General features: G+C 73.3%; 19 protein-coding genes. 11 read left to right on the forward strand and 8 right to left on the reverse strand.

The window, feature by feature from the left end:
- Positions 1-25: 25 nt before the first annotated feature.
- The 8 genes from AC0VX2_RS10150 to AC0VX2_RS10185 all read left to right on the forward strand — a co-directional run bounded on the left by AC0VX2_RS10150 (position 26) and on the right by AC0VX2_RS10185 (position 10,403).
- On the forward strand, positions 26-1,630 hold the full coding sequence (locus tag AC0VX2_RS10150) for a fumarylacetoacetate hydrolase family protein (protein ID WP_070708900.1): 1,605 nt from the start codon (positions 26-28) through the stop codon (positions 1,628-1,630).
- Positions 1,627-2,328, forward strand: a complete 702-nt coding sequence (locus tag AC0VX2_RS10155; protein ID WP_070708901.1) for a GntR family transcriptional regulator — start codon at positions 1,627-1,629, stop codon at positions 2,326-2,328. Before AC0VX2_RS10150 ends, AC0VX2_RS10155 begins: the two co-directional genes overlap by 4 nt.
- 80 nt (positions 2,329-2,408) lie before the next feature.
- On the forward strand, positions 2,409-3,953 hold the full coding sequence (gene hpaE / locus AC0VX2_RS10160; protein WP_070708902.1) for a 5-carboxymethyl-2-hydroxymuconate semialdehyde dehydrogenase: 1,545 nt from the start codon (positions 2,409-2,411) through the stop codon (positions 3,951-3,953).
- Positions 3,954-4,216: 263 nt separating this feature from the next.
- Entirely contained in the window at positions 4,217-5,383 is a 1,167-nt protein-coding gene (hpaD, locus tag AC0VX2_RS10165; protein WP_101965927.1) for a 3,4-dihydroxyphenylacetate 2,3-dioxygenase, read from the forward strand.
- Positions 5,384-5,770: 387 nt separating this feature from the next.
- Positions 5,771-6,556: a 2-keto-4-pentenoate hydratase gene (locus AC0VX2_RS10170; RefSeq protein ID WP_101965928.1), complete on the forward strand. Its 786-nt coding sequence runs from the start codon at positions 5,771-5,773 to the stop codon at positions 6,554-6,556.
- Positions 6,557-6,713: 157 nt separating this feature from the next.
- Positions 6,714-7,574 carry an HpcH/HpaI aldolase family protein gene (locus AC0VX2_RS10175; protein WP_069941119.1) on the forward strand — a complete coding sequence of 287 codons (861 nt, stop codon included), beginning with the start codon at positions 6,714-6,716 and terminating at the stop codon, positions 7,572-7,574.
- A gap of 209 nt (positions 7,575-7,783) precedes the next feature.
- A complete protein-coding gene (locus AC0VX2_RS10180) occupies positions 7,784-8,734 on the forward strand; it encodes a hypothetical protein (RefSeq protein WP_101965929.1) in 951 nt (316 codons plus the stop codon).
- A gap of 172 nt (positions 8,735-8,906) precedes the next feature.
- Positions 8,907-10,403, forward strand: a complete 1,497-nt coding sequence (locus tag AC0VX2_RS10185; RefSeq protein ID WP_036313565.1) for a protein adenylyltransferase SelO — start codon at positions 8,907-8,909, stop codon at positions 10,401-10,403.
- A 61-nt stretch (positions 10,404-10,464) separates the two neighbouring features.
- Here AC0VX2_RS10185 and AC0VX2_RS10190 read toward each other — a convergent pair whose 3' ends face one another.
- Both AC0VX2_RS10190 and AC0VX2_RS10195 read right to left on the reverse strand, forming a co-directional pair.
- A complete protein-coding gene (locus AC0VX2_RS10190; RefSeq protein WP_101965930.1) occupies positions 10,465-11,754 on the reverse strand; it encodes an NAD(P)/FAD-dependent oxidoreductase in 1,290 nt (429 codons plus the stop codon).
- Entirely contained in the window at positions 11,751-12,080 is a 330-nt protein-coding gene (locus tag AC0VX2_RS10195; protein WP_002857882.1) for a bifunctional 3-phenylpropionate/cinnamic acid dioxygenase ferredoxin subunit, read from the reverse strand. Before AC0VX2_RS10195 ends, AC0VX2_RS10190 begins: the two co-directional genes overlap by 4 nt.
- Before the next feature lie 321 nt (positions 12,081-12,401).
- Between AC0VX2_RS10195 and AC0VX2_RS10200 the strand changes: the two genes are divergently transcribed.
- Positions 12,402-14,318 carry a LysM peptidoglycan-binding domain-containing protein gene (locus AC0VX2_RS10200; protein WP_144820228.1) on the forward strand — a complete coding sequence of 639 codons (1,917 nt, stop codon included), beginning with the start codon at positions 12,402-12,404 and terminating at the stop codon, positions 14,316-14,318.
- A 187-nt stretch (positions 14,319-14,505) separates the two neighbouring features.
- On the opposite strand, the gene AC0VX2_RS10205 is transcribed toward AC0VX2_RS10200, so the two are convergent.
- The 3 genes from AC0VX2_RS10205 to AC0VX2_RS10215 are packed head-to-tail and all read right to left on the reverse strand — an operon-like array spanning position 14,506 to position 17,269.
- Positions 14,506-15,171: a 3-oxoacid CoA-transferase subunit B gene (locus AC0VX2_RS10205; RefSeq protein ID WP_020624468.1), complete on the reverse strand. Its 666-nt coding sequence runs from the start codon at positions 15,169-15,171 to the stop codon at positions 14,506-14,508.
- An 8-nt stretch (positions 15,172-15,179) separates the two neighbouring features.
- Positions 15,180-15,944, reverse strand: a complete 765-nt coding sequence (locus AC0VX2_RS10210; RefSeq protein ID WP_020624469.1) for a 3-oxoacid CoA-transferase subunit A — start codon at positions 15,942-15,944, stop codon at positions 15,180-15,182.
- A 47-nt stretch (positions 15,945-15,991) separates the two neighbouring features.
- Entirely contained in the window at positions 15,992-17,269 is a 1,278-nt protein-coding gene (locus AC0VX2_RS10215) for a thiolase family protein (protein WP_020624470.1), read from the reverse strand.
- A gap of 95 nt (positions 17,270-17,364) precedes the next feature.
- On the opposite strand from AC0VX2_RS10215, the gene AC0VX2_RS10220 reads away from it, so the two are divergent.
- On the forward strand, positions 17,365-18,237 hold the full coding sequence (locus AC0VX2_RS10220) for an IclR family transcriptional regulator domain-containing protein (protein WP_020624471.1): 873 nt from the start codon (positions 17,365-17,367) through the stop codon (positions 18,235-18,237).
- 159 nt (positions 18,238-18,396) lie between these two features.
- Here AC0VX2_RS10220 and AC0VX2_RS10225 read toward each other — a convergent pair whose 3' ends face one another.
- Positions 18,397-19,749 (reverse strand): NAD(P)-binding domain-containing protein, encoded by a 1,353-nt coding sequence (locus tag AC0VX2_RS10225; protein ID WP_020624472.1) that lies wholly within the window; start codon positions 19,747-19,749, stop codon positions 18,397-18,399.
- Positions 19,750-20,198: 449 nt separating this feature from the next.
- On the opposite strand from AC0VX2_RS10225, the gene AC0VX2_RS10230 reads away from it, so the two are divergent.
- A complete protein-coding gene (locus AC0VX2_RS10230; RefSeq protein WP_129867092.1) occupies positions 20,199-20,825 on the forward strand; it encodes a DUF4352 domain-containing protein in 627 nt (208 codons plus the stop codon).
- 68 nt (positions 20,826-20,893) lie between these two features.
- Here the strand turns inward: AC0VX2_RS10230 and AC0VX2_RS10235 are convergent, their stop codons facing one another.
- Both AC0VX2_RS10235 and AC0VX2_RS10240 read right to left on the reverse strand, forming a co-directional pair.
- Positions 20,894-21,319: a carboxymuconolactone decarboxylase family protein gene (locus tag AC0VX2_RS10235; protein ID WP_020625039.1), complete on the reverse strand. Its 426-nt coding sequence runs from the start codon at positions 21,317-21,319 to the stop codon at positions 20,894-20,896.
- Between the two features lie 63 nt (positions 21,320-21,382).
- A complete protein-coding gene (locus AC0VX2_RS10240) occupies positions 21,383-22,180 on the reverse strand; it encodes an alpha/beta fold hydrolase (RefSeq protein ID WP_020625038.1) in 798 nt (265 codons plus the stop codon).
- Positions 22,181-22,216 lie beyond the last annotated feature (36 nt).

A 22,216-nucleotide genomic window follows, 5' to 3' on the forward strand; every position in this document is an offset into this window, starting at 1 on the left:
CGCGAGATCGTATACGATCTAGACCATGACGCAGAGCACACCGGATCCCACGCCCACCGTCACCGAGCACGACTTCACCGTCCGGGAGAACCGGCCGGGCAAGGTGCTCGCCGTCCACCTGAACTACCCCTCCCGCATCGCCCAGCGCGGCCGGTCCCCGCAGGCCCCCGGCTACTTCCTCAAGGCCGGCACCTCCCTCGCCCGCACCGGCGACACCATCGAGCGCCCCGCCGGCACCGAGCTGCTCGCCTACGAGGGCGAGATCGCGCTGATCATCGGCCGCACCGCCCGGCGCGTCAGCCCAAAGGAGGGCTGGTCGCACGTCTCCGGCATCACCGCCGCCAACGACTGGGGCCTCTACGACCTCCGCCACGCGGACAAGGGCTCCAACGTCAAGAACAAGTCCGGCGACGGCTACACCCCGCTCGGCCCCGCGGTGATCTCCGCCGCGGGCCTGGACCCGGCCGCCCTGCGCGTGCGCACCTGGGTCAACGGCGAGATCGTCCAGGACGACACCACCGAGGGCCTCGTCTTCCCGTTCGGCCAGCTCGTGGCCGACCTCTCGCAGCTCATGACGCTCGAGGAGGGCGACGTCATCCTCACCGGCACCCCCGCCGGGTCCTCCGTGGCCCAGCCGGGCGACGTCGTCGAGGTGGAGGTGGACGCCCCCAGCGCCCCCGGCGCACCGACCACCGGCCGCCTGGTGACGACGGTCGTCGACTCGGAGCACTCCCTGGCCCCGTTCGGCGCGCAGCCGCAGGTGGACGACGTGCAGCGCGAGGAGGCCTGGGGCTCCCGCGAGGCCGCCGGCCTGGCCCCGCAGGCCGCGGCGCCGTCGTCGTCCGCGGTGGACGAGAACGGCCACTGGGTCGCGAGCGCCCCGCAGCCGGACCGCTCCCTGCTGACCCCGGAGCTGCGCGCCAAGATCGACGCCATCGCGGTGGCCACCCTCACCGCCCAGCTGCAGAAGCGCGGCGTCCAGAACGCGACCATCGACGGCCCGCGCCCGATCCACCGGGGTCGGCGCGTCCTCGGCTACGCCAAGACCCTGCGCTACATCCCCAAGCGCGAGGACCTGGCCAAGGAGTTCGGCGGCGGCTTCAACGCCCAGAAGCGGGCCATCGACTCGGTGCAGCCGGACGACGTGGTGGTCATGGAGGCCCGTGGCGAGCACGGCACCGGCACCCTCGGGGACGTCCTGGCCCTGCGCGCCCAGGTGAACGGCGCGAACGCCGTGATCACGGACGGCGGCATCCGCGACTCCGCCGCCGTCGCCGAGGTCGGCCTCCAGGTGTACGCCGGCGCCACGCACCCGGCCGTGCTGGGCCGCCGTCACATCCCCTGGGAGGTCGGCGGCACCATCGCCTGCGGCGGCACCACCGTGCAGCCCGGCGACATCATCGTCGGCGACGACGACGGTGTGGTGGTCATCCCGCCGTCCCTGCTCCAGGAGGTCGTGGACGACGCCTACGAGCAGGAGCTCCAGGACGCCTGGGCGTACGAGCAGGTCAAGGCCGGCCACCCGGTGGACGGGATGTTCCCCCCGAACGCCGAGTGGAAGGCCAAATTCGACGAGTACCGCAAGACCCTGCCGGACGCCCCGGCCCCGGAGGGCGACGGGCGAGCATGAGCCGTACGGGCATCGGAACGGTCAGCCTCGGAAGCGCCCCCGTCTCCAAGGCGGACCGTGCCTACCAGGCGATCCTGGAGGGGATCCGGGACCAGCGCCACGAGCCGGGCGATCGGCTGGTGCTGTCCCAGATCGCCGCGGAGCTGGGCATGTCCGTGGTGCCCGTGCGGGAGGCGATCCGCCGCCTGCAGTCCGAGAAGCTGGTGGCCTACGAGCGCAACGTGGGCGCCACCGTGGTGGGCATCGACCCGGTCGAGTACCGCCACACCATGGAGACGCTGGCGCTGGTGGAGGGGTTCTCCACCGCCCAGTGCGCCCCGCACGTGACCGCCGAGGACCTCGCGGCGGCCCGCGAGGTGAACGCGACCATGCGCGCGATGACGGAGTCGGAGACGGCCTGGGACCCGGTGACGTTCACCGAGCTCAACCGCCGCTTCCACTCGATCCTGTTCGAGCATCACCAGAACGAGCACGTGCACGACCTGGTGCACCGCGGCTGGAACCGCCTGGCCGCGCTGCGCTCCTCCACGTTCGCGTACGTGCCCGGCCGGGCGGTGGCCTCCGTGGACGAGCACGAGCACCTGCTGCGCCTGATCGAGGACGGGGCGCGCTTCGAGGAGATCGAGGCCGCCGCCCGCGCCCACCGCCTGAACACCCTGCGCGCCTACCTGGAGCACAGCGCCGAGCCGTCCGCGTGACCGCCGGCCGGACCGGCGCCGACGTCGTCGGCGCCAGACCCCGACCATCCGCCCCCGAAGCACTCAGCGAAAGAGACACCATGACGGAGAAGACCAGCATCGAGGCCCGCAAGCCCGAGGGCCTGCCCGACGTCCTGCGCCACTACATCGACGGCGAGTTCGTCGACTCGATCGACGGCGACACCTTCGAGGTGCTCGACCCGGTGACCAACGAGCCGTACCTGACGGCCGCCTCCGGCAAGGCCGCGGACATCGACCGCGCCGTCGCCGCCGCGAAGCGGGCCTTCGAGTCCGGCGAATGGTCCCAGGCCCTGCCGCGCCAGCGTTCCCGTGTGCTGCACCGGATCGCCGACATCATGGAGACCCGCGGCGACCAGCTGGCCGAGATGGAGTGCTTCGACACCGGCCTGCCGATCAAGCAGGCGAGGGGCCAGGCCGCCCGCGCCGCCGAGAACTTCCGCTTCTTCGCGGACCTGATCGTGGCCCAGCACGACGACACCTTCAAGGTGCCGGGTCGCCAGATCAACTACGTGAACCGCAAGCCGATCGGCGTCGCCGGCCTGATCACCCCGTGGAACACCCCGTTCATGCTGGAGTCCTGGAAGCTGGCCCCGGCCATCGCCACCGGCAACTCGGTGGTCCTGAAGCCGGCGGAGTTCACCCCGCTCTCGGCCTCCCTGTGGGGCGGGATCTTCGAGGAGGCCGGCCTGCCCCAGGGCGTGTTCAACATGGTGCACGGCTTCGGCGAGGAGGGCTACGCGGGCGACCCGCTCGTGAAGCACCCGGACGTGCCGCTGATCTCCTTCACCGGCGAGTCCCGCACCGGCCAGATCATCTTCGCCAACGCCGCCCCGCACCTGAAGGGCCTGTCCATGGAGCTCGGCGGCAAGTCCCCGGCCGTGGTGTTCGAGGACGCGGACCTGGACGCGGCGATCGACGCGACCATCTTCGGCGTGTTCTCCCTGAACGGCGAGCGCTGCACCGCCGGCTCCCGCATCCTGGTCCAGCGTTCCGTCTACGACGAGTTCGTGGAGCGCTACGCCGCCCAGGCCTCCCGTGTGAAGGTCGGCCTGCCGGACGACGAGACCACCGAGGTCGGCGCCATCGTGCACCCGGAGCACTTCGAGAAGGTCATGTCCTACGTGGAGATCGGCAAGACCGAGGCTCGCCTGGTGGCCGGCGGCGGCCGCCCGGAGGGCTTCCCGGAGGGCAACTTCGTGCAGCCCACCGTGTTCGCGGACGTGGCCCCGGACGCCCGGATCTTCCAGGAGGAGATCTTCGGCCCGGTGGTGGCCATCACCCCCTTCGACACGGAGGAGGAGGCCCTGCAGCTGGCCAACAACACCAAGTACGGCCTGGCCGCCTACATCTGGACCAACGACCTCAAGCGCGCCCACAACGTCGCGCAGAACGTGGAGGCCGGCATGGTGTGGCTGAACTCCAACAACGTGCGGGACCTGCGCACCCCGTTCGGCGGGGTGAAGGCCTCCGGCCTGGGCCACGAGGGCGGCTACCGCTCGATCGACTTCTACACCGATCAGCAGGCCGTGCACATCAACCTCGGCGAGGTCCACAACCCGGTGTTCGGCAAGCAGGAGCAGGCCGCGGCGAAGATCGACGGCTGAGCCCGCGCCGACCGGTGACCACGACGGCGCCCGCACCGTCCCCGCGACGGTGCGGGCGCCGTCGTCGTGGTGGGGCCGGGCCGGGCTCCTCCCCCGGCCCACCCGACGCGGGTTGAGTTGTCGCGGGTGCGGGCGCCCCGGACCCGCGACAACTCAACCCGCGTTCCTCGAGAGCCTTTCCGTCGGTCGCCCGGATCGTATACGATCGAGCCACTGACCGTGTCCCAGGCCACAGCGCACCGCCCCCTCACCAAGGAGCACCGATGACCAACCTCGAGAGCCGCCAGAAGACCTCCTCCGGCTTCTTCGTCACGAAGGAAGCCCCCATCGACCCGGAGAACCCCCTCCCCACCCCGACGTCCGAGGCACCGGACATCCTGCGCTGCGCCTCGATGGAGCTCGTGGTCACGGACCTCGCCGTCTCCCGCGAGTTCTACGTGGACGTGCTCGGCCTGGTGGTCACCGAGGAGGACGAGGAGACCGTCTACCTGCGCTCCATGGAGGAGTTCATCCACCACAACCTGGTGCTGCGCCAGGGCGAGACCGCCGCCGTGGCCGCGTTCTCCTACCGCGTGCGCACCCCCGAGGACCTGGACAAGGCGGTCGCCTTCTACGAGGAGCTGGGCTGCCGCGTGGAGCGCCGGAAGGACGGCTTCGTCAAGGGCGTCGGCGACTCCGTGCGCGTCGAGGACCCGCTGGGCTTCCCCTACGAGTTCTTCCACGACGTCGAGCACGTGGAGCGCCTGGCCTGGCGCTACGACCTCTACACCCCGGGCGCCCTGGTCCGCCTGGACCACTTCAACCAGGTGACCCCGGATGTGCCGCGCGCCGCCCGCTACATGCAGGACCTGGGCTTCCGCGTCACCGAGGACATCCAGGACGAGAACGGCAACGTCTACGCCGCGTGGATGCGCCGCAAGCCCACCGTGCACGACACCGCCATGACCGGCGGCGACGGCCCCCGGATGCACCACGTGTGCTTCGCCACGCACGAGAAGCACAACATCCTGGCGATCTGCGACAAGCTCGGCGCCCTGCGCATGTCCGACCACATCGAGCGCGGCCCGGGTCGCCACGGCGTCTCCAACGCGTTCTACCTCTACCTGCGCGACCCGGACGGCCACCGCGTGGAGGTCTACACCCAGGACTACTACACCGGTGACCCGGACAACCCCGTGGTCACCTGGGACGTGCACGACAACCAGCGCCGCGACTGGTGGGGCACCCCGATCGTGCCGTCCTGGTACACCGATGCCTCCCGCGTGCTGGACCTCGACGGCAACCTGCAGCCGCTGGTCTCCCGCACCGACGACTCGGAGATGGCCGTGACCATCGGCGCCGACGGCTTCTCCTACACCCGCGAGGGGCAGGGCGAGGAGTCCATGCCGGAGTGGAAGCAGGGCGAGTACAAGCTCGGCAACCAGCTCTGACCGGCACGGCCGGCACCGCTTCGGGACACCACGACGACGGCGGGCACCCAACGCAGGTGCCCGCCGTCGGCGTCCGCCCTCCCTACCATCCTCCGCGTCTCCCCGCCCCACGCCGTTCGAGGCGGAAAATCCACCTCTTTCGAGCCGGGAGGGCCGGTTTGAGCTCGATTTCCCGCCTCGAAGCGTGGGGAGCAGGGGTGTCCCGCCTCGCAGACGGGCGTCGAGGGGCGGGCCTGCCTCACGGTGCACCGCCGCCAGCCCGGGCTGGGCATCGGGACGCGCACCCCGGACTGATCCGGGGCGGTGACAGGATGGCGACGGGGCCGAGCCGCGTAATCGTATACGATCAAGGCCAGGCCCCTGCCCGTCGTCGTGAAGGAGACCGCTGTGCTGGACCACGAGACCCACGTCAAGATCGCCGACGAGCTGCACCGCGCGGGCATCGACCGCGTGCCCGTGCCGCGGCTGACCGCGCGCTACCCGGAGATGGAAATCGAGGACTCGTACGCCGTCCAGCGCATCTGGGCCGAGCGCCAGGTCGAGGCGGGCCGCCGCAAGGTGGGCCACAAGATCGGCCTGACCTCCAAGGCCATGCAGGACGCGACCGGGATCGACGAGCCGGACTACGGCGTGATCTTCGACGACCAGGTGTTCGAGTCCGGCCACGTGTACGAGTGGAAGAAGTACACCCATCCGCGCATCGAGATGGAGCTGGCGTTCGTGCTCAAGGACGAGCTGCGTGGGCCCGGCCTGAACCTGATGGACGTGCTGCGCGCCACCGAGTACGTGGTGCCCGCGCTCGAGGTGCTGGACTCGCGCATCGAGATGGCCGGCCGCACCATCACGGACACCATCTCGGACAACGCCGCCCTGGGCTCCCTGGTGATCGGCGGCCGCCCCGTGGGCGTGCACGACGTCGACCTGCGGTGGGTCTCCGGCATCCTCTCCCGCAACGAGGAGATCATCGAGACCGGCGTGGCCGCGGGCGTGCTGAACCACCCGGCCAACGGCGTGCACTGGCTGGCCAACCGCATCGCCGAGCACGGAGACGCGCTCGAAGCCGGTGAGATCGTGCTCGCCGGCTCCTTCACCCGCCCGATGTGGGTGTACGAGGGCGACACCGTCTACGCCGACTACGGCCCGCTCGGCACCATCACCTGCCGCTTCGCCTGACCCGCCCGTCGTCGTCGCCCCGCCCGCGTCGCCGTCGTCGTCCCGCCCCGCCCGCCCCGCAACGCGGGTTGACCTATCACCAGTACGACCCCGCTCCACCCGCGACAACTCAACCCGCGTCGGGTGGAGGGCGCGGAGAACCCCGGAGGAACGTCCCATGCCCGTCCGCCACAACCCGCAGCCGCTGTTCCGCGACCTCTTCACGCCCGAGGCCGTCGCCGCCCGTGGGGGCCGCCCCGCCGCCGGCATGTTCCTCTCCTCCGGGGACCCGACGACGGCGGAGATCTGCGCCGGCGCGGGCCTCGACTACCTGCTCATCGACGCCGAGCACGCACCGCTGACCCTGCAGGACGTCCTCGCCCAGCTGCGCACGATCGCCGGCTACCGTGTGCCCACCCTGGTGCGCGTGCCGGCGCTGGACACCGTGGCCATCAAGCAGTTCCTGGACCTGGGCGCCCAGTCGCTGCTGGTGCCCATGGTCGACGACGCCGCGATGGCCCGCCGCGCCGTGGCCGCCGCCCGCTACCCGGACGGCTCCGCCGAGGGCGGGGTGCGCGGCGTGGGCTCCGCCCTGGCACGCTCGGGCCGCTGGAACCGGATCCCCGGCTACCTGCCCGGCGCGGCGGACCACGTCTCCGTGATCGTGCAGATCGAGACGGCCGCCGGCGTGCGGAACGCGGACGAGATCGCGGCGGTGGACGGGATCGACGGCGTCTTCATCGGCCCCTCGGACCTCTCCGCGTCCCTGGGCCTGCTCGGCCAGCAGTCGCACCCGGACGTGGTGGCCGCGGTCGAGGAGGTCATCACGAAGGTCAAGGCCGCCGGGAAGATCGTGGGCGTCAACGCGTTCGTGCCCGCGCAGGCCGACGCCTACGCCGCCGCCGGTGCGGACTACGTCAACGTGGGCGCCGACGTCGCCCTGCTGGCCCGCGCCGCCGAGGCCCTCGCCGACCGCTGGTGCCCGGCCCCGAGCAACGCCGCGGCCGACGGGCAGAGCGCGCCCCGCGCGTCGTACTGATCCGGTCATCCCCTCACTTCGGGGCGCGAAATCCACCCCATGGACGCCCGATCCTGGCCCATGACGTGGATTTCCCGCCTCGAATGGCTCGGGGCCGGCGCCCCGGGGGACGTCACCGCCTCCTGCACAACCGCGCCGGGCCCCCTCGCGCGTCCCCAGGCCCCCGCTCGTCTGTCTCGGGATGCCGACCGACGGAGCACGCTCGCCGCATGCCCCGTCGTCCCGCCCCGCTGCCGCCGTCGATCGACCCCGCCGCCTTCACGGTCGACGACGCGCGCCGGGCGGGTGTGACGTGGTCCCGACTGCAGTCCTCAGACCTGCGGCGGCTGCGCCACGGCATCTACGGGCCGGCCGGCCCTGCGGCGGCCTCCGTCCGTGAGTGGACGATGGACGAGGTCCGCGCGTACCAGCGGCGCCACCCCGGCGTCGTCGTCAGCCATGAGACCGCCGCCCGCCTGCACGGCCTGACCGTGCCCGCACGGCTGCTGGCCCCCGGTGCGGTGCACGTCAGCGTCGGCACCTCGGGCGGCCGGCCGGTCCAGGCGGGTCTGGTGCCGCACCGCATCGAGGTGCCGGAGGGACAGCGGATGACGCGGGGCGGCGTGCTCGTGACGACGCCGGCCCGCACGCTGTGGGACCTGTGCGCGGCACGGTCGGCGCTCACCGAGCGGGACGTCGTCGTCGCCGGTGACGCCCTGCTCTGCCCGCCGTGGCTGCCCGGCGGCGGACGCGGGGATCCCGCCTACACCCCGGAGGAGCTCGTCCGATCGCTGGCCGAACGGGGACGTTTCCGGGGGCGCGGACTGGCCCGGGCAGCGCTGGCGAGGATGCGCGTGGGGGCGGATTCGCCGCGCGAGACGCGTCTGCGGCTGGCGCTCGTCGATGCCGGGCTGCCGGAGCCCGAGGTGCAGTGCCGGCTGGACCCGTCAGACCGCCGCGCTCCGACGGTCGACCTCGGGTATCGGCCGTGGCGCCTCGCGTTGCAATACGAAGGCGAGCACCACCGCACCGCCGAGCAGCAGGCCCGCGACGTGCTGCGCGACCGCTGGTGCGCCGACCACGACTGGCTCTCGATCAAGGTCATGTGGGCCGACGCTCGGAACGACTACGCGGACGTCGTCGCGCGGGTGCGGCGCCGGGCGGCCGCGTTCGGTGGGTGACCCGGTGAGATCCACGGTCACCGCAGTCCGCCACGGCCCCCCGTTTCGAGGCGGGAAATCCAGGTCAAAGCGCTCTGGTCCACGCCCGTGGGGTCGATTTCCCGCCTCGAAAGGACGGGTGCGGTGGGAGTCGGCCCGTGAACACCCGTCCTCCCCCACGTAGCGTGGCCCTATGACCACGTCCGTTCCCGCCCTGAGCTCGCATTTCGCCGACACCTTCCCCGAGCTCGCCCTGCCCTGGCAGGCCCAGGCCACGGACGGCCCGCGGCTCGTCCTGCTCAACGCCGGCCTCGCGGCGGAGCTCGGCCTCGACGCCGAGTGGCTCGCCAGCGACGACGGCGTCCGCTTCCTCACCGGCGAGCAGTCCGGCCCGGACGCGCGGCCGGTCGCGCAGGCGTACGCGGGCCACCAGTTCGGCCACTACTCCCCCCGCCTGGGTGACGGGCGCGCCCTCCTCCTCGGCGAGCTCACGGCTCCGGACGGTCGGCTCCACGACCTGCATCTCAAGGGCTCCGGTCGCACGCCCTTCGCGCGCGGCAACGCCGACGGGCAGGCCGTACTCGGCCCCATGCTCCGCGAGTACGTGGTCTCCGAGGCGATGCACGCCCTCGGCGTGCCGACCACGCGGGCGCTCGCCGTCGTCGCCACGGGCCACCCGGTCCGCCGCGAGACCGTGCTGCCGGGCGCGGTGCTGGCCCGGACGGCCGCGTCGCACCTGCGCGTCGGCACGGCCCAGTACGCCGCCGCCCTCCCCGAGCAGGCGCACCCCACGGAGGTGCTGCGCCGGATCGTCGACGAGTCCATCGCCCGCCACCACCCGCACGCCACCGACGCCGAGCACCCCGCGCTCGCGCTCTACGAGGCGGTGATCGCCGCGCAGGCCGAGCTCGTCTCCCGCTGGATGCTCGTCGGCTTCGTGCACGGTGTGATGAACACGGACAACATGACCCTGTCCGGCGAGACCATCGACTACGGCCCCTGCGCGTTCATCGACGCCTTCGACCCGGCCGCGAGCTTCTCCTCGATCGACACCCAGGGCCGGTACGCGTACGGCAACCAGGGGCCCATCGCCGCGTGGAACCTCGCCCGACTCGGCGAGGCCCTCGTGCCCGTGCTCGACGACGACCCCGACCGCGCCGTCCCACTCGCCCAGGAGGCGCTGGGCAGGTTCCACGGCGCCCATCTCGCGGCGTGGCGGGGCGGACTGCGGGACAAGCTCGGCCTCCCGGCGTCCGTGGCGGAGGACGACGTCGCCGCGCTCACCGACCGCCTGTTCCCGTGGCTGGCCGCGGCGCGGGCCGACTGGACCTCGTTCTGGGTGCGGCTGGCCGAGCACACGGCGGCGCCCGTGGACGACGACGCGGCGCGCACCGAGGCGGCACGGCTCGTCCCCGGCGCCCCGGACCCCGCGGGGCTCGCCGCCTGGCTCGCGGAGTGGCGGGCGATGGGTCCCGATCCGGCCCGCATGCGCGCGGTGAACCCCGTCTACATCCCGCGGAACCACCTGCTCGACGAGGCCCTGACGGCCGCGGAGGACGGGGACCTCACCGCCGTCCACCGGCTGCTCGAGGCCGTCACGGATCCCTTCACTCCGCGCCCCGGGTTCGAGCGGTACGCGGAGCCGGGTCCGGCGGACGGGGCCCCGTTCGTCACCTACTGCGGCACCTGACCGCTTGTCGTTGACGAAACGGACGCCCTCCAGGGCACTTTCGTTGACGAAACGGGCGCTCTCACCCCCGCGCCAGCGACTTGACCGGCACGGCCGGGTCCGCGAGCGCGGCGGCGTCCACCACGATCCCCCGGTCGATGATGCGCCGGGCGGCCTTGACGGTCATGGGGTCGTCGATCGACGCGGCCCCGCGCAGGGTCCCGTCCGCGGCCAGGGCGAAGCTCGCCACCACGACGCCGCGCACCTCGCGGTCCACGATCCGCCCGCCGGCCGGCACCGTCATGTCCCCCACGGCCTCCACGTGGGCGTCGTACCGGTCGGACCAGAACCACGGGGCGCCCGGGGCGTCCGCCTGCTCCCCCAGGATCGCCGCCGCGGCGGCCGCACCGGAACGCAGCGCCGGCTCCCAGTGCCGCGACGGCGCCCACGCGGACCCCCGGGCCCGCGCGGCATCGCCCACGGCCAGGATCCCGGGCACGGTCGTGCGGCCCGTCGCGTCCGTGAGCACGCCGTCGGCCACCTCCAGACCGGCGTCCTCGGCGAGGGCGGTGTCCGGCACGGTGCCGCCGGCCAGCACCACGACGTCGGCGTCCACGGTCCGCCCGTCGTGGAGGTGGAGCCGGTGGGCGGCCGGCAGTGCGGCGCCGCCGTCGGCGTCCCGGTGCTCGATCCAGGCCGCCCGCCCGACCTCGACCGCGACCCCGTGCTCGGCGTGCATCCGGTGCAGGCGGGCGGCCAGCGCTGGCCCGACCGCCGCGCGAGCCGGGGCGTCCGTCCCGGTCACGAGCGTCACCGCGGCGAGCGAGCGGCGCGCCGCGGCCGCGACCTCCGCCCCCGTGAAGCCGCCGCCCACGACCGCCACCTCGGTCCCGAACGTCAGGCGGTCGCGCAGGGTCTCGGCGTCGGCGCGGGTGCGCAGGGTGATCAGGTCCGGGTGGTCGGCGCCGGCGACGTCGAGGGCCCGGGGTCGCCCGCCCGTGGCGAGCACGACCGCGTCCGCCTCCAGGACCCGCCCGGAGGCCGTCTCCACCCGGTGGGGCGCGGGGCCGCCGTCGGGGTGGACACCGCCCGGCACCACCCGGACCGCCAGGTCCTCCACCAGCTCCACCCCGTGCTCGGCGAACCACGCCGGCGGGGCGAGCAGCAGGCGGCGCGCGTCCGCGTCGCCGGTCAGGAACTCCTTGCTCAGGGGTGGCCGGTCATAGGGCACGCCCTGCGGGTCCACGAGGGCGATCTCGCCCGCGAAACCGCGACGCCGCAGCTCGCGGACCACGGCGAAGCCCGCGACGCCGCCGCCCACCACCGCGACCGAGCCGGGCACGCCTGCCGGGGCCTCGACGTCGTGGCTCATGCGCCGGGGACGAGGTAGAGCTGGCCCTCGCGCTCCTCGACGCGGTGCACGCCGACGCCCTTGGTGGCGGGCAGGCAGAGCGCCTCGCCGGTGCGCAGGCAGAACTGCGCGGCGTGCAGCGGGCACTCCACGCGGTCGTCCTCGAGCCAGCCCTCGGCCAACGAGGCGTCCTCGTGGGTGCAGGTGTCGTCGATCGCGTGGAACTCGCCCGCGTCCGTGTGGAACACCGCGACGTCGTCCCTCGTCCCCGCCGTCGCCGCCGGGACGACGATCGCCTCACCCTCCGGGACGTCCGCCGCCGCGCCGATGTGGATCGGCTCCGCCATGGTCTGCCTCCTCTGGTTCCCGGGCCGGGCGGCCCGTGGTGGTCTCCCGTCACCGTATCCCCCGGCGCGGACCCGACACCCCTCCGCTGTGCACCGCACCGGCGCCACACCGTGCCCACCTGTGAATGGATGAACCGGACATCACGGGGGCATGAAATGACCCGACAAGCCTGAGAAAAAGGTTCCCGGTAATGGTCGATCACGCTACGATCACGACGGCTCTCCGGCCGTCATCCCGCCCGCACCACGTCACCGACCCGGGAAAGCGACACGGCCCGCGCCTGTCATTCCTCGGGCACTCCACCTTCCGAAGGCATCCGCATGAAGATTCTCCTGCCGGGCTCCGCCGCGTCCCCCCGCCCGCTCGCGCCCGCCGTCGCGGTCGCCGGCGTCGCGACCGTCCCGCAGGAGGGCGAGAACCTCGTCCCGGCCGAGGAGGCTCCGGCCGGCGTCGTGCTCGGCGAGCCCGTGGTGGACCGCCCGTTCACGGTGGCCGCCGCCGTGTGGGACGCCGCGGCGGACGACGCCGTCGAGCGCGTGGAGATCCGCGTGCGTCAGGACGGGGCCTGGGGCCCGTGGCAGGTCCTGGATCGGCCCGTCCTGCCCGAGGACGCCGCCCCCGCGCGCACCGGCACGGACCCGTTCGTCGCGTTCGGCGCGGACGGCGCCCAGCTGCGCGTGACCACCGTCGACGGCGCGGCCCCGGCCGGCCTCGAGCTGTCCCTCATCGACCCGGGCACGGCCGCCACGGACGAGACCGTTGCGAGCGCGCACCCGGCGGTGACCGCCGAGCAGGCCGCGGAGACGGCCGGCCTGCCCCGGGGCGTGAAGTCGAGCGCCGTCGTCGGGGGCGCGGAGCCCGCCGAGGGCCACGCCGTGGCCACGGCCTCGGATGCGCGCGCGAAGATCCTCCCGGACGTGATCACCCGCGCACAGTGGGGCGCGGACGAGTCCTGGGCGGAGGACTCCCCGCAGTTCGACCAGGTGCGCGCGCTGACCATCCACCACACGGCCGGCACCAACGACTACTCGCGCGCCCAGGCCGTGGAGCAGATGCGCGGCATCTACGCGTACTACACGAAGACCCTCGGCTGGGGCGACTTCCCGTACCACCTGATCACGGACCGCTTCGGCAACATCTACGAGGGCCGTCGCGGCGCCCTGGACTCGAACCCGCTGGGCACGCACGCGGGCGGGTTCAACCGGGGCACGATGGGCGTCTCCACGATGGGCAACTACGACGTGCTCGCCCCGTCCGAGGAGGTGGTGGACGCGATGGCCCGCGCCACCGCCTACTACCTGTACCGCGACGGCATCGACGCGCGGGGCCGAGTCACCCTGACCTCGGGCGGCAGCACGAAGTACGCCGCGGGCACGCCCGTCACCGTGGACACGATCTTCCCGCACCGGGCCACGTCCGCGACCGCGTGCCCGGGGCAGCACCTGATGGCCCGCTTCGACGACCTGCGGGACCGCGCCGAGGCCATCGCGACGGCGGCCGGCCAGCCGCCGGCACCGGCCACCCCGGCGCCGATGCCGGCCCCGTCGACCGAGCCGTCGACCGCCGGCACGTACACGGTGCAGCCGAACGACGGCTGGTGGACCATCGCCCGCCGCACCGGCGTGCCCGCGGCCACCCTCCAGGAGCTCAACGGCATGACCGAGTCGACCGTGCTCCACCCGGGCATGGTGCTGCGCACCGTCGCCGACCCGACCGCCCCGGAGCCCACCCCCATCACCACCGGCACGTACACGGTGCAGCCGAACGACGGCTGGTGGGTCATCGCCCGACGGACCGGCGTGTCCGCCGCGGAGCTCCAGCGGCTCAACGGCATAACGGCGTCGACCGTCCTGCACCCGGGGATGGTGCTCATCACGGCCGCCACGGCGCCGGCCGCCACGCCCACGCCCGCCCCGGCCCCCGCCCCGGGCACGTACACGGTCCGCGAGGGCGACGGCTGGTGGATCATCGCCCACCGCACCGGCGTGACGATGGAGACCCTCCAGCGCCTCAACGGCATGACCGCGACCACCGTGCTGCACCCGGGGATGGTGCTGCGGACCGGCCAGACCGCCTCCGCCCCGGCGCCCTCGCCCGCCACGTACGTGGTCCAGGCGAACGACGGCTGGTGGCTCATCGCCCAGCGCACGGGCGTCTCCATGGAGCGCCTGCAACGCCTCAACGGCATGACGGTCTCGACCATGCTCCACCCGGGCATGGTGCTGCGCACCGCCTGAGCGCCCCGCCGGGACGACGTCGGCCCGCACCTGCGCGTGAAGGTGCGGGCCGCCGTCGTCGGTTGAGTTATCACCGGTCGCAGGCCGCTGCACCCGGGATAAGTCAACCGACGTTGCTCCCCACGAGAAGTCGACGAGGGCGCAGGCCTCCGAGAGCCCGTGGGGCCGGTGGCTGCGGCGCCGCGGCTCAGTCCTCGAGCTTCTCGAACCGCACGCCGGGGTGCGCCGCCTCCAGCTCCTCCCACGTGATGCCGTGCAGCTCGCGGACCCGCACGACCCCGGAGGCGTCCAGCAGGAAGACGCCCCGATCCGCGTAGATGCGGGAGACGCAGCCGACGCCGGTGAGGGGGAACGTGCACTCGGCCAGCAGCTTCGGATCGCCCTTCTTGGTGAAGAGATCCATCATCACGTAGGTGTCCTTGGCGCCGATCGCCAGGTCCATCGCACCCCCGACGGCGGGGATCGCCCCGGGCTTGCCCGTGGACCAGTTGGCGAGGTCGCCGGTCGCGGAGACCTGGTAGGCGCCGAGGACGCACACGTCCAGGTGGCCGCCGCGCATCATGGCGAACGAGTCGGCGTGGTGGAAGTACGCGGCCCCGGGCAGCTCGGTGACGGGGATCTTGCCGGCGTTGATGAGGTCTTCATCGATCTGCTCGCCCTCGGCCTGCGGGCCGAAGCCCAGCATGCCGTTCTCGGTGTGCAGGGTGACGTTCTTCTCCGCCTCCAGGTAGTTGGACACCGTGGTGGGCTGGCCGATGCCCAGGTTCACGAAGGAGCCGGGGGCGATGTCCGCCGCGATCGTACGGGCCAGTTCGTCCTGGGTCAGCGGGGTGTCGGTCTGGGTGATGCTCATCGCTCTCCTCACTTCCCCTCGGCGGCCGGCTCGGCCGCGGTCGTCGTGGCCGCGCACGGCTTCGGCCGGCCCTCCGCCAGGGCAGCCCGCTCGGCGCGCTCCTTCTCCCCGGACTCGGTGTCGATCCGCACCACGGTGTCCGTGTAGATGCCGGGGGTCACCACGTGCTCCGGGTCGATCGGCTCCTCGCGGACCTCGTCCACCTGGACGATCGTGGTGGCGGCGGCCGCGGCCATGACGGGTCCGAAGTTGCGGGCGGTCTTGCGGTACACGAGGTTGCCGTGGCGGTCCGCCGCGTACGCCTTGATGAGCGCGACATCGCCGCGGATCGGGGCCTCCAGCACGTAGTGCGTGCCGTCGATCTCGCGGACCTCCTTGCCCTCGGCCAGCTGCGTGCCGTAGCCGGTGGGCGTGAAGAAGCCGCCGATGCCGGCGCCGCCGGCGCGCAGGCGCTCGGCCAGGTTGCCCTGCGGGACGAGCTCCAGCTCGATCTCCCCGGCACGGTAGGCCTCGTCGAAATGCCACGAGTCGGACTGGCGCGGGAACGAGCAGATGATCTTGGCGACCCGCCGCTCCTTGATCAGCAGCGCCAGGCCCGCGTCCGCCTGGCCCGCGTTGTTGTTGACCACCGTGAGGCCGGTGGCCCCGGACTCGAGCAGCGCGTCGATCAGCTCCATCGGCTGGCCGGCGTTGCCGAACCCGCCGATCAGCACCGTGGCGCCGTCGGTGATGCGGGAGACGGCCTGCGCGGCCGTGTCCACGAACTCCAGCATGGGGACTCCTTGGATGAGGGGGTCGGGTGGGTGCTCGGCCGGACGCGTCAGCGCGCGGCCACGTTCTCGAGGACGACGGCGATGCCCTGGCCCACGCCGATGCACAGCGCGGCCACGCCCCACCGCTCACCGGAGGCCTCGAGGCGGCGGGCCAGCGTGCCGAGCACGCGGGTGCCGGAGGCCCCGAGGGGGTGGCCGATCGCGATCGCGCCGCCCCAGGCGTTCACGATCTCCGGGTCCACGCCCCAGGCGTCCGTGCAGGCCAGGGACTGGGCGGCGAAGGCCTCGTTGAGCTCGACGGCGGCCACGTCCTTCCAGCCGATCCCGGCGCGGGACAGGGCCCGGTTCACCGCCTCCACCGGCGCGTAGCCGAAGAAGTCGGGCTCGTTGGCGGCGGTGGCGCGGCCGGCGATGCGGGCCAGGGGCTCCAGGCCGAGCACATCGGCGCCCGTCGACGAGCCCAGGAGGGCGGCCGAGGCGCCGTCGTTCATGGGCGAGGCGTTGCCCGCCGTGACGGTGCCGTTCTCCCGGCGGAACACGGTGCGCAGGCCGGCGAGGGTCTCGGGGGTGGAGTCCGGGCGGACGGTCTCGTCCCGCTCCAGGTCCGTGCCGGGCACGGCGGCCACGAGGGAGTCATACCGCCCCTCGTCCCACGCCCGCGCGGTAAGGCGGTGCGAGCGCGCGGCGAACTCGTCCTGGCGCTCGCGGGAGATGCCGAAGCGCTCGCGCAGCAGCTCCGTGGCCTCGCCGAGCGAGACGGTCCACTCCGGCGGCATCGCGTCATTGATCAGGCGCCAGCCGAGCGTGGTGTTCGCCGCCGCCAGGTCGTGCATGGGGAACGGGCGGGTGGTCTTGGGCAGCACCCACGGGGCACGGGACATCGACTCCACGCCGCCCACGAGGACCACGTCCGCCTCGCCGGTGTTGATCTGGCGGGAGGCGATGATCGCCGCGTCCAGGGAGGAGCCGCAGAGGCGGTTCACGGTGGTGCCGGGGATGGACAGCGGCAGGCCGGCCAGGAGGGTGGCCATGCGGGCCACGTTGCGGTTCTCCTCGCCCGCGCCGTTGGCGTTGCCGAAGACGACCTCGTCGATCCGCTGCGGGGCGGCGGCGTCCGTGCCGGCCTCGATCGGGCGGCCGGCGGCGGCGTCGGCCACGGCCTGGGCGGACGCGGCGCGCAGGCCCTCCAGGCCCGGGGCGCGGTCCACGAGGGTGCGGACCACGTGGGCGGCCATGTCGTCGGGGCGCACCCCCGACAGCGCGCCGCCGACCTTGCCGAAGGGGGTGCGGACGGCGTCGAACACGTAGGCATCGGTGAGGCTCATGGCCTCACCGTAGGACCGCCTCGGCGGGCGGGGAAGGGTGTGTGCGTGACGCGCACGGGCGTGCGCTGTGCGCATAGCGGACTACGCTGGCGGACATGACCGACGACGTCGACGCCCCCGGCGCACGTCCCGCGTCGGGCGGGGACGTGGTGCGCGCCCTGGCGTCCGGTCTGGCGGTGCTGCGCGCGTTCACCCCGGACACCCCCACGCTCTCGGTGAGCGAGGCCGCGACCGCCGCGGGGGTCACCCGGGCCACGGCGCGGCGCATGCTGCTGACGCTCACGGAGCTCGGCTACGCCGTGCAGGACGGGCGGCGGTTCGCGCTGACCCCGCGCGTGCTGGAGCTCGGCCACGGCTACTGGTCCGGCCGGTCCGTCTCCGAGATCCTCCGGCCGATCCTCACCCAGGCCTCGCAGCGCCTGCACCAGTCCTGCTCCGCGGGCGTGCTCCACGGGGCGCACCTGATGTACATCGCGCGTGTGCACACCGAGCGGATCCTGCGGGTGAACCTCGACGTCGGCACGCGCCTGCCCGCGTTCACCACGTCCATGGGCCGCGTGCTGCTGGCCGACCTGCCCGAGGACGAGGCCTGTGCCCTGCTCGCAGGCGCCCCGCGCACCCCCGCCACGGAGCACACCCTCACGGACGTGGACGCGCTGATGGCCGAGCTGGCGCGCGTGCGGGAGCAGGGCCACGCCGTGGTGACCGCGGAGCTGGACGCCCATCTGAGCAGCGTCGCCGTGCCCGTGCGCGACGCCGAGGGGCGAGTGGCCGTGGCGATCAACACGGCGCTGTCCCTCGGGCCGGACCATCGCGACCCGGGCGCGCGCCGGGCGGCCCTGCGGACCGGGGCCCGCGTCCCGGCGCCGCGCACGCCGGAGGTGGCGGCCGCCGTCGTGCAGGCCCTGCCGGTGCTGCGCGCCGCCGCGGACGACGCCGAGGCCGCCCTGGCCGCGCTCCAGCGCTGAGCGCCCACCCCCTTCAGCACTCCCCGCACCCGCATCCGCACCAGCACCAGCACCCGCCCCCGCGAATCGACTGCGGTTCTGACCCTTCTGAGGCCCGGAACGGCCGCCAGAAGGGTCGGAAGTGCAGTGGATTCGGAACGGGAAGGGCAGGGTGGGGGGTCAGGCCGGGAAGCGGCGGAGGTACTCCTCGAGGGAGTCGTCCGGGCGGTCCATCCACGGCACCGGGTGCGCCGCGGCCAGCGTGCCGGTCACGGTCGAGCGGTGCCGCCGGTCGCGGAACGTCCGGACGTCCTCGATCCGGGCGTCGCGCATCTCGAGGAAGGTGCGGGCCACCGCCTCGACGTCCACCTCCGGGCAGTCCGTGTGGGAGGACAGGTCCTGGATGTACGCGCCCTGGTAGGCCAGCGCGGCCGGCGGCCCGTCGATCCGCGTCATCCGCTCGAACCAGGCGTCCATGTCGGCCCGACGCTCCTCATCGCCGGGCACCGGGACGCGGCCGAGCAGCACGTCGCGGGCGAAGAAGGCCTGCGCGTCCAGGAGCGTCAGGGTGAACAGCTGCTGGGTGGCACCCAGGTAGAGCACGCGCGGGTCGGCGTGCCAGACCACGCCCTTCCACAGCCCGAACGGGGCCAGCAGGTTCGGGCCGGCCAGCGCCAGCTCGCCCGGCAGGAAGGGGTAGTGGTGGCGGTAGCCGGTGCACAGCAGCACGGCGTCGTACTCGGCGGTGGAGCCGTCCGCGAAGGTGACCTCCGCACCGTCGAACCCCTGCACCTCGGGGGCCTCGTCCATGCCGGCCGGCCACGCGATGTCCTGCGGGCGGGCACGGTAGGCGGTGGTCACGTGGGCGGCGCCGGCGCGGTGCAGCTGCAGGGCCAGGTCCTGCCCGGAGTAGGAGGAGCCCACCACGAGCACGCGACGGCCCGTGTACGGCTCCGGGCTTCGGTAGTCGTGGGCGTGCTGGACCTGCCCGGGGAAGGTCTCCACGCCGGGCCAGGACGGCAGGTGCGGGGTGTGGAAGTGCCCGGTGGCCACCACGACGCGGTCGAACCGCTCGGTGACGGCCTCGCGCGTGACCAGGTCCTCCGAGGTCACCCCGAACCCGCCGTCGTCGAGCGGCTGCACCCAGCGGACGGCCGTGGCGAACCGGATCTGCGGGCGGATGCGCCCGGCCACCTCGGCCACCCGGCCCACGATGTAGTCCCGCATGGCCTCCCGCGGGAGGTACGAGGACACGGCGCGGCCGAAATGCGCATCGAACGGGTAGTCCGGGTACTCCATGCACTCCTTGGGCCCGTTGATCCACAGGTCCCGGTACATGGCGGAGTGCACGGGCTCGCCGTGGCGGTCCGCGCCGGTGCGCCAGTCCAGGTTCCACTGGCCGCCCCAGTCGTCCTGGCGCTCGAACGCCACGACCTCCGGGACCGCCGCCCCCGCGTCCTCGGCCAGGGCGAGGCTCCTCAGCAGGGCCATGCCGGACGGGCCGGCTCCGATCAGGGCGACGCGCTCACGCATGGGTGTCCTTCCGAGAGTGGGGGTGGGGCGGCTCGGCCCGACCGTAGCACCGGCCCCCGCGAATCGACTGCGGTTCTGACCCTTCTCCGGGGTGGAACGGCCGCCAGAAGGGTCACAAGTGCAGCGGGCCACCCGCACCATGATCGACCCGCCGAACGGGGCGCGGCGGACAAGGGTCACGGCCGCCACGGCCATGAGTCCGAGGCCGTAGAGGAGGCCGGCCGGGTCCCACATGCCCAGCACGACGCCGGACCCGGCGTCGGCAAGGTCGGCATCGTGCCGGGCGAAGACCTCCTGGGCCAGCTGGAACGCGATGCTCCGGGGAGTACTCCCAGCTTCCTCTACGGCATGCGATACTCCCATCATTCATTACTCAATTCACGCGCCGTGCATGGCAGCCGTTGGCCACAACGGCATGTGACATCACTGCGCCCTCCCGAAGGAGCATCGTGGCCCGCAAGAGCAATCCTGTGTATTACGACGCCAACGGCAATGTCGTGCAGCCCCCCGCGAAGAAGAAAGGGGGGTGTCTCAAGTACGCCCTGATCGGCCTGCTCGCCCTGATCGTGATCGCCGTCCTCGCCTCCATGATGGGCGGCGGTTCGAACAGCACCTCGGAGGGGGGCGGAGAGGCCGCCTCCCAGGGCGAGACCAGCTCCAGCGACGAGGCAGCCAAGGTCGGCCTCGGCCAGGAGTTCACCGTGGGCGACTGGGCCACGACCGTTGAGTCGGTCGATACGCCCGTCGCGAGCGTCGGCCCGTCCGGCTTCTCCACGGAGGCCCAGGGCGAGTTCGTGCCCGTGCAGATCAGCGCGAAGAACAACGCCAAGGAGGAGCGGACGTTCTTCGCCGACAGCGTGAAGCTCGTCAGCGCAGACGGGGCCGAGTACAGCTACAGCACGGACGCATCGATCTACGGCACCGAGAACGGCATGAACATCGAGCCGACCAACCCGGGCAACGTGGCCAGCGGCTACCTGTGGTTCGACGTTCCGGCAGGGACCGAGATCACCCAGGTCAAGGTCTCCGGGGGCGGCCTCTCCCTCGATCAGCCGGTGGTCGTCGAGCTCGACTGATCAGCGCGCAGACGAGGCCCCATGTCCTTCCCGGGCATGGGGCCTCGTGCGCGCTGTGAACGTTGCGCTCAGAGCGGCCTGCCCTCGGCGAGGTCGGCGTCCTCCTGGGCGAGCTTGAACGCGATGTTCGCCGCCGGCACGGAGGCGTAGACCGCGGTCTGCAGGAGGATCTCCTGGATCTCCTCCCGGGTCAGGCCGTTGCGCAGGGCGGCGCGCGGGTGCATGGCGCACTCGTCCCAGTAGCCGCCGGCCACCATGGCGGAGATGGTCACGGCTGAGCGCATCCGCCGGTCCAGACCGGGCCGCGTCCAGATCGTCCCCCATGCGTAGCGGGTGATCAGGTTCTGGAAGTCCTCGGTGGTGGCGTCCTTCCTCGCCTCGGCGCGGTCCACGTGGGCGTCGCCCAGGACCTCGCGGCGCACGGCCATGCCCGCGTCGAGCACCTCCTGGGAGGTGCGGTCCATGTCGTGCCCGATGGGCTGCTCGGCGCTCATGCGCAGTCTCTCCTCGTGGTGGGGGCGTCGTCGTGCGGGGCAGGGCGGGAGGGGGCGGGCGGCTCAGCGCGCCGGGAAGGCGGCCAGGGCCGCGGCGGTGCGCTCGGGCTGCTCGAGGGGGGCCTGATGGGCGGTCTCGTCGAACACGTGGGTCACGGTGCCCGGCACCGCGGCGGCGATCTCCTCGCCCGCCGAGGGCGGGGTGACCTGGTCCGCCACGCCGTGGATCGTGAGGACGGGGACGGCGATCTCCCCGAGGCGCCCGCGCACGTCGAAGTCGGCCAGCGCCTCGCACAAGCGCGCGTAGGAATGGCGGTCCGCCTCCTGCAGGGTGTGCAGCAGGCCCGTCGTCCGCTCCGGGTGGGCCGCGATGAACCCGTCGGCGAACCAGCGCTGCGCCGAGCCCTCGACGAGGGTCGGGGTGCCGGCACGCTCCACGAGCTCGGCGCGCTCGCGCCAGGACCCCGCCTCGCCGATCTTCGCGGCGGAGCAGATCACGGCCACACCGGAGACGGTGTCCGCGTGGTCCAGGGCCAGCTGCAGCGCCACGCACCCGTTGAGGGAGACGCCCGCGAAGTGCACGGGCAGGTCCGCGGGAACGGTGCCGTCCTCCTGCAGCGCCTGCACGGCGGCGACGACGGCGTCCGCCAGCTCCGCCATCGAGAACGGCTCGGCGTGGGGCTCGGAGGCGCCGTGGCCGGGCAGGTCGTAGCCGACCACCACGGTGTCCTCAGGGAGCTGCTGCGCGGCGAGGCTCCACAGGGCCTGGACGCCGGTGCCGAGGCCGGCGCCGACCACGAGCACGCGGGCGGGGTCCTGGGCGGGCTTCAGGAGGGTGGTGGTGACACGGGGGGTGCTCATGGGCGGTCCTTCCTCTGCGGCGGCGCCGCACCCCGA

The sequence above is a fragment of the Micrococcus sp. iso_239 genome (assembly GCF_056173395.1).

Excerpts from the sequence above, each read along its gene's own strand:
- AC0VX2_RS10150 (WP_070708900.1), top strand. The coding sequence starts at position 26 with ATGACGCAGAGCACACCGGATCCCACGCCCACCGTCACCGAGCACGAC.
- AC0VX2_RS10155 (WP_070708901.1), top strand. The coding sequence starts at position 1,627 with ATGAGCCGTACGGGCATCGGAACGGTCAGCCTCGGAAGCGCCCCCGTC.
- hpaE (WP_070708902.1), top strand. The coding sequence starts at position 2,409 with ATGACGGAGAAGACCAGCATCGAGGCCCGCAAGCCCGAGGGCCTGCCC.
- hpaD (WP_101965927.1), top strand. The coding sequence starts at position 4,217 with ATGACCAACCTCGAGAGCCGCCAGAAGACCTCCTCCGGCTTCTTCGTC.
- AC0VX2_RS10175 (WP_069941119.1), top strand. The coding sequence starts at position 6,714 with ATGCCCGTCCGCCACAACCCGCAGCCGCTGTTCCGCGACCTCTTCACG.
- AC0VX2_RS10180 (WP_101965929.1), top strand. The coding sequence starts at position 7,784 with ATGCCCCGTCGTCCCGCCCCGCTGCCGCCGTCGATCGACCCCGCCGCC.
- AC0VX2_RS10185 (WP_036313565.1), top strand. The coding sequence starts at position 8,907 with ATGACCACGTCCGTTCCCGCCCTGAGCTCGCATTTCGCCGACACCTTC.
- AC0VX2_RS10190 (WP_101965930.1), bottom strand. The coding sequence starts at position 11,754 with ATGAGCCACGACGTCGAGGCCCCGGCAGGCGTGCCCGGCTCGGTCGCG.
- AC0VX2_RS10195 (WP_002857882.1), bottom strand. The coding sequence starts at position 12,080 with ATGGCGGAGCCGATCCACATCGGCGCGGCGGCGGACGTCCCGGAGGGT.
- AC0VX2_RS10200 (WP_144820228.1), top strand. The coding sequence starts at position 12,402 with ATGAAGATTCTCCTGCCGGGCTCCGCCGCGTCCCCCCGCCCGCTCGCG.
- AC0VX2_RS10205 (WP_020624468.1), bottom strand. The coding sequence starts at position 15,171 with ATGAGCATCACCCAGACCGACACCCCGCTGACCCAGGACGAACTGGCC.
- AC0VX2_RS10210 (WP_020624469.1), bottom strand. The coding sequence starts at position 15,944 with ATGCTGGAGTTCGTGGACACGGCCGCGCAGGCCGTCTCCCGCATCACC.
- AC0VX2_RS10215 (WP_020624470.1), bottom strand. The coding sequence starts at position 17,269 with ATGAGCCTCACCGATGCCTACGTGTTCGACGCCGTCCGCACCCCCTTC.
- AC0VX2_RS10220 (WP_020624471.1), top strand. The coding sequence starts at position 17,365 with ATGACCGACGACGTCGACGCCCCCGGCGCACGTCCCGCGTCGGGCGGG.
- AC0VX2_RS10225 (WP_020624472.1), bottom strand. The coding sequence starts at position 19,749 with ATGCGTGAGCGCGTCGCCCTGATCGGAGCCGGCCCGTCCGGCATGGCC.
- AC0VX2_RS10235 (WP_020625039.1), bottom strand. The coding sequence starts at position 21,319 with ATGAGCGCCGAGCAGCCCATCGGGCACGACATGGACCGCACCTCCCAG.
- AC0VX2_RS10240 (WP_020625038.1), bottom strand. The coding sequence starts at position 22,180 with ATGAGCACCCCCCGTGTCACCACCACCCTCCTGAAGCCCGCCCAGGAC.